A 10,672-nucleotide genomic window follows, 5' to 3' on the forward strand; every position below is an offset into this window, starting at 1 on the left:
AGATCAGCCGAGGGCGACCACCCGTGCCCAGTCAGGTGGCGCGTCCGGCACGTAGTCGGGATCGTCCTCGTCGTACCGACCGTGGCGGGGGAACAGGCCCACGACGGTCCGGCAGGGCGGACGTGCGTCGGGCCAGGGTGTCTGCCCGTCCGTCAGGACGACGATGACGTCGGGCCCGGGGCTGCGGCGCAGGGCCTTGGCGAAACCGGCGCGCAGGTCCGTGCCCCCACCGCCCACCAGCGGGATCCCCTCGGCGCGGCACAGCGGCTGCGTCACGTGGGCGGCGGCGTCGCACGACAGCACCGAAACGAGATCCCGTCGACCGCCGACCGCGCGCACGATCGTGGCGATCTCCAGGATCGCGCTGCCCAACTCGGTGTCGCTCACCGACCCGGAGGTGTCCACGATCACGCAGACACGGGGCGGGCGGCGCCGCAGGCTCGGCAGGACGACACCGGGCAGACCGGCCGACCTGCGCGAGGGCCGACCGTAGGTGTAGTCCTCACCCACGCCGGGGCCGGACACCGCCGAACGGATCGCCGCTCCCAGGAGTTCACGCCACGGCTGGGGCGGGTGGAACACTTCCTCCGCCCACCGCTTCCAGCCCTGCGGTGCGTTGCCGGGGTGGGCGGTGAGACCTCGGGCCACCCGGAACCGGACGGCATCCCGTTCCTGCGCGCTGAGCCCGTGCGCGCCGTCCGGCCCCAGGTCCCAGTCCCGCTCCAGCCCGTCCGCGCCGCTGCCGCAGTCCAGCCAGGTGACTCCGTCGGTGTGCGGCCCGAGCCGGAACTGGCGCAGGTAGTCCTCCATCAACTGCCCGTCGGGCAACGTGAGCAGGGCTGGTCGGACGATGTCCTCGGGCGCGGTCAACCCCTCGCCGAACACGTCGTCGTTGATCTCGCAGTCCGCCGCGATGTTCATCCGCAACCGCTCACCCGGCCCGGTCAGCTCGTGCTTCGCCGCGAACCGGTCGCTGCGCCCGTGGTGGTCGCGCAACAGGTGGGACACCTCGTGCACCCAGGCGCCGGCCAGTTCCTCGAACGGGGTGTGATCCACGAACGACGGCGAGACGTAGCAGCGCCAGTGCCGGTCCACGGCCATCGTCGGCACTCGCCGCGATGCCACGGTGTGCAGTGCGAACAACGCCGTCGCCAGGTAGGGCCGGCACCGGACCGCGTGCAACCGGGCGGCGAAGAGCTTCTCCTCGTCCAAGCTCCCCGACGTCATCGGCGGGCCCCGGTGCCGACCGCCGCCCGGTCCGCCCGCTGCGACAGCGAGACCGCACCCGCCAGCCGCTCGATCGCCGCCGGAACCTGCCAGTCGTCGCGGCGCAGCGCGGCGAGCGTGGCCGCCGGCACGACCACGAGGTCCGGGGCACCGGTTTCCAGAGCCAGGACCAGCAGTGACCACGCGGCGTTCCAGCGGGACTGCTCCGGCCGCTTGCGCACCGCCTCCACCACCCCGTCGAGCACGGCCTGGCGCAGGTCGCCACGCTCCGGCAGGACGGCCGACCCCGGATCAGCGAGCAGGGTCTCCGGATCCGGCAGATCCATCCGGTCCAGACTGGCCAGCAGTTCCAGGCCCGGCCCGTCTCCCACCGTGCCCCGCACCAGCATCGACAGCACTTCCCGGGAACCGCCCGCCGCGGTGGCGAAAGCGACCAGGCGCAGCGTCATCTCCCAACTGCGCGGTGAGGGCCAAGGGCCGCCACGACGCGCTTCGTTCTTCGGCAGTTGGTGCACGAGAGCGGAACGGGTGGTCAGGAATCCGCACACCGCCCGGCGGGCGAACGCCACCGCGTCGGGCAGCCGCCCCGAGTCCAACCGCGGCAGGGCCGCTCTCGGCCACGTCCCGCCCAGCCCGCGCACCACGACGTCGTGGTCATAAGTCCACTGGAGGTGGACGAACCGGTTGGCCAGCGGCGGGCTCAGCTCCCAGCCGTCGGCGGCGGAAGCGCGCGGGTTGGCGGCGGCCACGATCCGGACACCGGGCGGCAGGCGGAGGGCGCCGATCCGGCGTTCCAACACGACGCGCAGCAGCGCGGCCTGGACGGCCGGCGGCGCGGTGGACAGCTCGTCGAGGAACAGCAGCCCTTGGCCGGCCCGGACCAGGCGCACGGCCCAGTCCGGTGGGGCCATCGGAATGCCCTGCACGGCGGGGTCGTCACCGACCACCGGCAGGCCGGAGAAGTCGGAGGGCTCGTGCACGCTGGCGATCACCGTGGTCAGCGGCAGTTCGAGCGCGTCGGCGAGCTGGTTCAGGGCCGCGGTCTTGCCGATCCCCGGCTCGCCCCACAACAGCACCGGCAAGTCGGCGGACACGGCCAGCGTCAAGGCTTCCAACTGGGTGTCGGGACGCGGCTCGGTGGTGGTGAGGTTGAGCAGGGCAAGCAGATCGGCGGCGGCGTCCATCGGTCGAACGCAGGCCGTTTCGGCAGGGGCGGGCAGGGCAGTGGGCATGTTCGATCACCTGTGGGTCGAGTAGGGGCGGCCGTGCGTCGGCCAGGTGCGGAGCGAGGTACGGGGATCAGGGACGGATCGCGTGGCGCGGGTGGGTCCGGACGTCACGGCGGCGGGTGTCCCAGGCGGTCGGTCCCGGAGCGAATCCGGCGAGTCCGGCCCGGAACAGCCCCTGCGCCACCCGGCGACGGATCGCCGTCTCCAGTTCGTCGCGCAACAGCCCGTTGCGGAGCACCACGTCCGGTCCGAGCAGGCCTTCGACGACAGCGAGGGCACCGGCGGAGTCGCCGTGGTCCAGGCGGGCGCGAACGTCCACGAAGGACTCCGGACGCCGGTGTGCCCGGTCGATCATCTCCAGGCACGGCAGCGCGGTGCCGCCCAACGCGACCAGCAGCTCCTCGCGGCGGATCTCGTCGGGGGTGTGGTCCAGTGGGACGAGCACCCCGTCCACCACGCCGATCCGGTGCGCGTCGCCACGGCACTCGACCAGGCGCGCGTTCCCCGGGCTGTCCGGACTTCGTGATCGACCGACCGGTCGGTGATCCGGCACGAGCGCCGACGCGACCAGCGGGTGCAGCCCGTCAGCGTCGATCAACCCGGCGCGGAGCAGCTCCAGGTCGGGGAGCGACCGGGTCGCGGCTTCAGGCAGGACCGGCAACACCCGATTCCTGCCCCTCGGCGGAGCGGCCGTGATCGTCGGACCGGGAGCGTCCGGTGTGCCCAGGTCCAGCACCACCCGCCGCCGGGTGCCGAGCCGCACGGTGACCGCGCCGTCCCCACACCCGTCCGCGCGCAGCAGCAGCGCCGCCTCCGCCGCCCACCGGTCCACGGCGAAGCCGCTCAGCTGCGCCACTTCGGCACGGATGTCCTCCACCGCCGGATCACCGACCGTGGGCGGTTGTCCGGACCCGGACCGCTCCCGCAGCTCACCGACCCTGCGCACGTCCCACAGGTGGCGGTGGAGATCGAGGCGGAACCGGCGGTCGGGTCGGGGATGGGGGTGCAGGCCCGCGCCGGCCCTGGGGACGGACGGCTCCCACAGCGCGAGGCTGATCCGCTGACCGCCCGCCGCCCAAGCCGGCGGCGTGCGCGCGACGAGGTGCGTCGCGTCGCCGCTGTCGGCATCAGCGGGGTAGCGGGCCAGGGAGACGGTGAGACCCGGCCGCAGCAGGCCGTCCGGACCGACCCTCGGGAAGTGCCAGCGGAGCAGGTCAGGAGCCAGGTGTCGCAGATCGGCGCGGACCTGGGCCGCGAACCTCGGGCCGTTGGCGCGACCCGCAGCTCGGAGGTCGAGATCCACGTCGACGTGCGCCGCGGCGCAGGCCCCGGCCCAGTCGCCCGCGGTGCGGCGGTCTGTCGCTGACTCGATCATCGACGGCGGCACGGCGAACTCGCGCACGCGCGCCCAGAAAAGGAGGCGGAAGTCCTCATTCGCGGTCAAGGGGTGCATCAGCACTCACCTTGTGCGAATGGAACCCCCGATCTGCTCGGATAAGTAGGCATCGGGATGAGCGTAGCAAAACCGCCGTCACCGTCGCCGGGCGAACCGCACCCACCGGGAGGACAACGCCGCCGCCTGGCACAGGCCGTTGGCCCGGGAGCACTGGGCGCGCGCCGAACCGCGCTGGGGTCTGTGGAGGACTCCCGAGTCGGAGGCGTCGGCACTACCCGCCGACCTGCCGGGGAGTGGACTTCGTGGAAGAGGCGAACAGACCGGGTGGGGCGTGCGATGACCGCGGGCGGGCCGTATCGGTGTTCACGGCCCGCCCGCGTCGGCAGGGCGGCTGCGAGACGGGAGTTCCGCGCAGCCGATCGCCGAGCACATCAGGCAGTTCCGGCGGCGCGGACCGGTCTCAGCGGAACGCGGCGATGTTGCGGGCGGTCCAGTCCGCGAAGGAGCGCGGAGCGCGGCCGAGGACCCGCTCCACGTCCGGGCTGACGCGCAACTCGGCCGGCCTCGGGGAGCTGAGGATGTCCAGGGTGTCGTCGGCGAGTTCCCCCGGCATGCTCCTGGTCATCCCGGCCTTGGCCTCCTCGCGGGTGAGCTCGTGGAACCGCACCGGTGAGCCCAGCGCGTCGGCGATGGCCTCCGCCTGACGGCGCGGCGTGATCACCTCCGGTCCGGTCAGCTCGTACACGGCGCCGGTGTGCACGTCGTCCAGCAGGCACGCCGCCGCGACCTCGGCGATGTCCGCCGGGTCGATGATCGGCACACCGGTGTCGCCGAAGGGAGCGGCGACCACCTGCCGCGTGCGGACGGATTCGGCCCACCACAGGGCGTTGGAGGCGAACCCGCCCGGCCGCAGGATGGCCCACTCCAGACCCGACTCGCGCAGCACGTCCTCCAAGGCCCGCATCGCGATCCGCGTCGTGCCGAAGGGCCTGGTCGCGACTCCCAGCGAGGAGAGCAGGACGACCCGGCGGACTCCTCGGGCCGCGGCTAGGCCGATGACGTCGGCGGGGTTGGCCCCGGCGGCGTGCAGGTCGCCGGACAGGAGGAGGAACAGGGCCTTCGCCCCGTCCAGCGCGGGTTCGAGGCCGGCGGGCTCGGCCAGGTCGGCCACCACGTGACGGACGCCTTCCGGCACCGTTGCGGCGTGCCGTGACACCGCAGTCACCTGCTGCCCGCGCACGGCCAGCGACTCGGTCAGGGGTCGGCCCACGTTCCCGGTCGCCCCGGTTACCACGATCATGAAAGCTCCTGTTGCGCCTGGATGTTCGGTGTTCCCACGACGCTAGGAGCCGGGCTTACTCCTGGTAAGGACGTACCTCGGGGTAAGCTCATGACGTGACAGGAGGCGCGCAGCTCACGCAGGGCGACACCAAGGCGCGGTATGAGGTGTTTCACACCGACTGCCCCGCGCGCAACGCGGTCGACCACGTGACCAGCAAGTGGGGCATCTGGGTGCTGATCTCGTTGCTGAGCAACGACCTCCGGTTCTACGAGCTGCGCGAGAGCATCCAGGGCATCAGCGAGAAGATGCTCGCCCAGTCGCTGCGCGCGCTGGTCCAGGACGGGTTGGTCTGGCGGAAGGTCGAACCGACGACACCGCCCCAGGTCACCTACGGGCTGACCGAGTTCGGCCGGGACGTCGGCGAGCCGCTGACCGAGTTGTTCGACCGGATCACACGACGGCTGTCGCCGCGCGGCGTGGAATAGGGCGGCAGCGGCCGGCGACGAAGGCACGTCCGGCGCGGCCGGGCGCAGCCTACGGGCGCGGTGCCTGCGCGGCGGGAGGTGTGGTCACGGCGGCAATCCCCGGTGCCGCAACGTGGTCACAACGCCAACTGGCTGTACGTGGACGACGTCGACGTGCTCACCAACGCCGGCCGCGGCGCCGTCATGGTCGGCAGCGAACCTGCGCCGTCTTCGGCACGCACCTCGGCGTCACACCGACCGCGTACCGCCGAGCGTTCCGCGCCACGCCCTGAACGGCAGCGGCGTTCACCGCCGTTCGACGGCGGCTCTCGCGGCTCGCTCGATCTCCGCGCGCCGGGCTTCCCGGATGGCGGCGTCGCGCGTGGTCGCGTACCCGACTGCCGTTCCTGTCGCGCCGTCGAGCTGTTCGCGCAGGATGTCGGCGTGTCCGGCGTGCCGGCTGGTCTCGGTGAGCACGTGGACCAGGACGTTGAACAGCATGACGTCGGGGCGCGGCCACCAGGGCACGTGGCCCGGAGCGTCGACGGCGAGCGCGGTGATCGTCGCGTCGGAGTGTGCCCATACGCGCCGGTAACGGGCGACGATCTCCTCCCGCGTCTCGTGCTCGCTCGCCCACATGTCGGTGCCACGTGCGGCGGTGTCGTCCCATCGGGGGAGGGGTTCGGGGAACGGCCGGTCGAAGACCTCGCCGAAGTACCTGGACTCCGACAGCGACAGGTGCTTGACCAGGCCGAGGAGGTTGGTCCCCGTCGCGGTCAGGGGGCGGCGCACCTCGTACTCGCCGAGCCCGTCGAGCTTCCATAGCACCGTCTCGCGGATCTCGCGCAGATCGCTGTGCAGGTACTCCTTCGCGAAGTCGTCGATCACGGTGCACGAGTCTCGCACGTTCAACGGGCCAACTGCTGGTCCGGCTCGGGTTGGGGTTCCGGGTCGAGGTGGTGCCAGACGACGCGGTTGGGGCGGGTCGAGCGGAGGGTCCGGGCGACGAAGAACGGGTTCAAGGCGTTCAGCATGGACCGGTTGCGGGTGATCACCGACGTGAAGCGGGCGGCGACGCGGGTGTCGCGGACGGATGCCGAGAGGACCAGGCGCATCAGCAGGGACAGCGCCGACCGCTTGCTCAGGTCGATGATCTGCGCCTGGTGCGGGATCAGGTGGTACCGGTGCTTCCACTGGTAGCGCCGGGCGGCGGCGTCGATCTTCTTCACGTCACCCTCCAGCAGGGCTGGGGCGACGGCGTCGCTGAGCCATTCGGCGCCCTGGAACGCCCAACCGCACCCCGCGCCCTCCAACGGGTCCGCGACCAGGGCGGCGTCACCGATCAGGGCGACGCCGCGCGCGGTGATGCGCCGGCGGGTGATGCTCGGGTAGTCGCGGTAGCCCTGGACGTCCGACGTGCGTTCGGCGCGCGAGAGGTCGGGCCCGTCCGGCAGGTTCGCGTACGCCCCGAGCAACGCGGCTTCCTTGTCCGCTTGGGACTTGAGCAGCTTCCGCTTGTCCAGCATGGCGGCGAGCACGACGTGGCCGTTGTCCATCTGGCCGACGGAGATCACGTCCGGCATGGCCAGCCAGATGCTCAGCGTCCGCTCGGACGGCACGTCCACGTTGCGGTAGTGGGCGAACAGCGAGAATCGGGAGCTCGGTGTCTTGTGGCCGGGCAGCTTCGCCAGCTCGGCCACTTTGGACGCGTAACCGTCCGCGCCGACGACGAGTCGGGCCGTGTACGTCCGCTCGGCGGAGCCGGTGCCCGCGACCACCCCGTTCACCCGCCCGGACGTGTCCCGGGTCAGCGCACGCACCTTCCCGCCGAGGACGAGGTCGACGCCCGGTGTGCCCGCCGCGGCGGTCCGCACGATCGGGTCCAGCGTCTGGCGGCGGATGTTGTACCCGTGCGGCGGGCACCCGGCGGACTCCGGCACGTGCAACCACCCGTACGGGGTGAGGAAGCCGTCGTGCGCGCGAACCCCGCCCGCCGCCTCGATCTCCTTGTCCAGCCCCAACCGGCGCAACGTGGGCAGCGCGCTGGACCGGATCGAGCTCGTGCACATCCGCTTGTAGGTGTCCGGGCTCCGGTGCGCCTCCAGCAGCGCCACGTTCAGCCCGGCGCGGCCCAACAGGATCGCGGCGGCGCTGCCCGCGAGCCCCGCGCCCACGATCACCACGTCGTAGTTGTCACTCATCTCGACTCCTGGCTCCCGCCGACGTTGTCCGGTGCGCTCAGTGCCGGCGCTGCTCGGTCTGGCGCTGCATGTACGCCTTGGCGCGCTTCATCTCGGCCTCGATGTCCGCGGGCAGGTTCCGCCGCAGGATCGGTTCGAGCAGCCAGCGCGCGACCGGGGCGACGCCGATGCTGGTGACGCTCCTGATCACCGTGCCACCCTCGGTCGGCGTGCAGTCGAAGCTGCTGGTGAAGGTCATCAGGCGGTGGTTCAACTTGTTGTGCGGCAACGGGGTCAGCGACATCTCGATGCGGGTGTCGGACACCCGGTGCACCCGCATCACCATCTTCGGCGCGGGCCCCGGGAGGCCCGGCAGCGCGGGCTTGAACTTGAAGTCGGTCAGGTCGCCCTGTCGACGGGCCCAGACGATGGCCGCGATCTTGTGGTCCACTTCGGCGTAGCGGTGGACGTCCAGCACGAACTCGATGAAGTCGTCCGGCGTGCAGTTCATCGCCTCTTCGACCGTGACTTCGACCATGTCCGGAGCGTACCTTCCTGTCGCTGCCGCTGTCACCGAAAAACCTTGCGCGACAAGCGTTTTCACGGTTGTTCCTGGCGCGCGGGGGAGCAGGTGCGGCATAGTGGTGTGGTCGTGCAGGACCGGGTTTCCGCGAGAGGATGGCGACGTGCCGCCAGTCAGCATCGCCGCGTTCGGCAGGTACCTCCCGGCCGAGGTGGTCGAGACCGAGCCCGTCGACCCCGCGGTCGACCCGCTCGGCGCGAACCCGCTCCTGCGCCTGCCGAGGACCAGGCACCTCGTCGCCCGCGGTGAGCGCGCCGCCGCGATGATCGCCGAGGCCGCGCGGCCGATGTTCGCCGGGCTCGGCGTCGAACCCGCCGGCAACGTCGACCTGCTGATCACCAACGTGCTGCTGCCGGACAACTTCATCACCGGCAGCGGCGCCGAGGCCGCGCACCTGCTCGGCTGCGACCCGGAGTCGATCATCGACCTGCACAACACCGGGTGCGCGGCCTTCCCGTACATGCTCAAGATCGCCCGGTCGATGATCGCCGCGGGCGAGGCGCGCACCGTGCTCATCGCCAACGTGCAGAACACCGCCGGGCAGCTGTTCGCCCAGCCGGAGCTGAGCAAGAAGAACAGCGCGGCCACCGCGGGTGACGGCTGCGGCGTCGCCTACCTCACCGCCGACGGACCGTCGCCGGTGCTCGGTGTCCACACGCGCAGCACACCCGCCTTCGCCGACGACATGGACGCCAGCACCCAGGACGGCCGCCGGTACTGGGAGGCCGGTGTCGGCGAGGTGGAGATCACCTTCACCGAGGAGCGGTCGGCCGAGATCATCGACCGCGGCAACCGGCTCATCCCCGACGTGGTCCGTGAGCTTTGCGGCAAGCTCGGCGTCGCGGTCGAGGAGATCGACCTGCTGGTCACCAACCAGCCGAACCGGATGTTCCTGCACAAGTGGCGCCAGGCGCTCGGCCTCAGGCCCGAGCAGCACCTCGACACGTTCGACCGCTTCGGCAACCTCTACGGCTCCGCGGTGCCGATCACCCTGGCGACCGCGGCGGCCGAGGGGAAGCTGCCCGACGGGGCGCTGGTCGTCATGGCGGGTTTCGCGCACGCGGGCGACTTCGCCGCCGCCGCGGCGATGCGGTGGCGGCAGTCCTGACCGGTGCCGGGGTGGGTGGCTAGCGGACACCGGCGCCCACCTCCGGCAGCCAGGACGCGATGAGCTTCGCGGTCATCGCCGCCTGTTCCTCCAGGACGGAGAAGTGGTCCGCGGGCAGGGACACCACGCTGTCCGCCACGTCCCACGCGGGCCAGACCTCGTCGCGGCCGTGAGGTAGTTCGGCGCGGATCTGGAGGGTCGGCGTCCGCCCTTCGACGGGCGTCCAGTCTTCGAGGATTCGCAGGTAGGCGCCCATCGCGAGCAGGTTGGCGTCGTTGACCGCCATCCCCTCGCCGTCCCGGTCGAGCACGCTGCCGAGCGCCCAGTCGAGCATCGCGCCGCGCAGGGCGGGGTTCGGGTCGAGGGTGTCGATCAGCACCACGCCTGCCGCGGCCGAGCCGTTGTTCTCAAGCCGCTGTGCGAGCGCGTGGGCGACGACGCCGCCGATCGAGTGGCCGACCAGGACGTAGGGCGCGTCCGTCTTCCGCACGGCCAGGGCGAGCGCCTCCAGCGCGGCTTCCCACGTCACGGGCACCGGAGCGTCCCGGTCGAAACCCGGCAGCACCAACGCCGACGCCCTCGGCCGCTGCTCGAACGCCGACGCGAGCCGGGCGAACTGGTGCGGCCCGGACCCGACCAGGAACGACGGGACGAAGATCAGTGCCGGGGTGGCGTCACCCTCGCTGACCAGCACCCGGCGAGGTGGTGCGGGCAGGTCGTCGGCGGTGTGGAACGCCGGGAGGAACCGGGACGCGGCCTGCAACACGGGGACGGCTTCGGCGAGCCTCCGTGACGCGTGTGCGCGGCGCAACAAGGTCGTCAACGTGCCGGGCGGTGCGGCGGTGAACGCGGCGGGAAGGCCGGTCATCCGGTCAGTTCACCCCCAGTTCGTTGTCGATGAAGTCGAAGATCTCACCCGCGGTCGCCGACTGGATGCGATCGGCCGACTCCACTTCCGCCCCGCTGTCGAGCAGCAAACGCAGGGAGCGCAGGCGTTTGGCGATCCGGGCGCGCTCCGACTCGTCCGCGGACTCGGACAACGTCGCCAGCTGGTCGAGCACGGCGTCGACGTCGCTGGTCGGCGCCTCGGGCCTGAGCCGGTCCAGGAGGTAGGTGGTGAGGGCGTGGGGTGTGGGGTGGTCGAAGACGAGGGTGGGGGTGAGGGTGAGTCCGGTGGTGTGGGTGAGGTGGTTGCGGAGTTGG

10 protein-coding genes and 1 pseudogene are annotated in these 10,672 nt (G+C 71.8%); 2 read left to right on the forward strand and 9 right to left on the reverse strand.

The window, feature by feature from the left end:
- Positions 1-3 precede the first annotated feature (3 nt).
- From OQ02_RS17955 to OQ02_RS17970, 4 genes are all read right to left on the reverse strand, one after another.
- Positions 4-1,227 carry a vWA domain-containing protein gene (locus OQ02_RS17955; protein ID WP_033439590.1) on the reverse strand — a complete coding sequence of 408 codons (1,224 nt, stop codon included), beginning with the start codon at positions 1,225-1,227 and terminating at the stop codon, positions 4-6.
- Positions 1,224-2,459, reverse strand: a complete 1,236-nt coding sequence (locus OQ02_RS17960) for an AAA family ATPase (protein WP_033439591.1) — start codon at positions 2,457-2,459, stop codon at positions 1,224-1,226. The genes OQ02_RS17955 and OQ02_RS17960 overlap by 4 nt, the downstream gene beginning before the upstream one ends.
- A gap of 67 nt (positions 2,460-2,526) precedes the next feature.
- Positions 2,527-3,909: a hypothetical protein gene (locus OQ02_RS17965; protein ID WP_033439640.1), complete on the reverse strand. Its 1,383-nt coding sequence runs from the start codon at positions 3,907-3,909 to the stop codon at positions 2,527-2,529.
- A 403-nt stretch (positions 3,910-4,312) separates the two neighbouring features.
- The gene (locus OQ02_RS17970; protein WP_033439592.1) at positions 4,313-5,152 is read right to left on the reverse strand and encodes an NAD(P)H-binding protein; all 840 of its coding nucleotides are present in this window, start codon (positions 5,150-5,152) and stop codon (positions 4,313-4,315) included.
- A 95-nt stretch (positions 5,153-5,247) separates the two neighbouring features.
- Between OQ02_RS17970 and OQ02_RS17975 the strand changes: the two genes are divergently transcribed.
- A complete protein-coding gene (locus OQ02_RS17975; protein ID WP_033439593.1) occupies positions 5,248-5,619 on the forward strand; it encodes a winged helix-turn-helix transcriptional regulator in 372 nt (123 codons plus the stop codon).
- Positions 5,620-5,904: 285 nt separating this feature from the next.
- On the opposite strand, the gene OQ02_RS17980 is transcribed toward OQ02_RS17975, so the two are convergent.
- From OQ02_RS17980 to OQ02_RS17990, 3 genes are read right to left on the reverse strand one after another with little or no spacing between them, the layout of a single operon-like run.
- A complete protein-coding gene (locus OQ02_RS17980; protein ID WP_033439641.1) occupies positions 5,905-6,486 on the reverse strand; it encodes a DinB family protein in 582 nt (193 codons plus the stop codon).
- Between the two features lie 20 nt (positions 6,487-6,506).
- Positions 6,507-7,799, reverse strand: coding sequence for an NAD(P)/FAD-dependent oxidoreductase (locus OQ02_RS17985; protein ID WP_051772470.1), 1,293 nt, complete (start codon positions 7,797-7,799; stop codon positions 6,507-6,509).
- Between the two features lie 37 nt (positions 7,800-7,836).
- Positions 7,837-8,316, reverse strand: a complete 480-nt coding sequence (locus tag OQ02_RS17990) for an SRPBCC family protein (protein WP_033439594.1) — start codon at positions 8,314-8,316, stop codon at positions 7,837-7,839.
- Positions 8,317-8,464: 148 nt separating this feature from the next.
- On the opposite strand from OQ02_RS17990, the gene OQ02_RS17995 reads away from it, so the two are divergent.
- Positions 8,465-9,469, forward strand: coding sequence for a 3-oxoacyl-ACP synthase III family protein (locus OQ02_RS17995; protein ID WP_033439595.1), 1,005 nt, complete (start codon positions 8,465-8,467; stop codon positions 9,467-9,469).
- Positions 9,470-9,488: 19 nt separating this feature from the next.
- On the opposite strand, the gene OQ02_RS18000 is transcribed toward OQ02_RS17995, so the two are convergent.
- Both OQ02_RS18000 and OQ02_RS44825 read right to left on the reverse strand, forming a co-directional pair.
- Entirely contained in the window at positions 9,489-10,337 is an 849-nt protein-coding gene (locus OQ02_RS18000) for an alpha/beta fold hydrolase (RefSeq protein ID WP_033439596.1), read from the reverse strand.
- A 4-nt stretch (positions 10,338-10,341) separates the two neighbouring features.
- Positions 10,342-10,672, reverse strand: a pseudogene (locus OQ02_RS44825) (type I polyketide synthase); the annotation flags it as partial.

It is taken from the genome of Saccharothrix sp. NRRL B-16314 (assembly GCF_000716595.1).
In the GTDB taxonomy this organism is placed as follows: domain Bacteria; phylum Actinomycetota; class Actinomycetes; order Mycobacteriales; family Pseudonocardiaceae; genus Actinosynnema.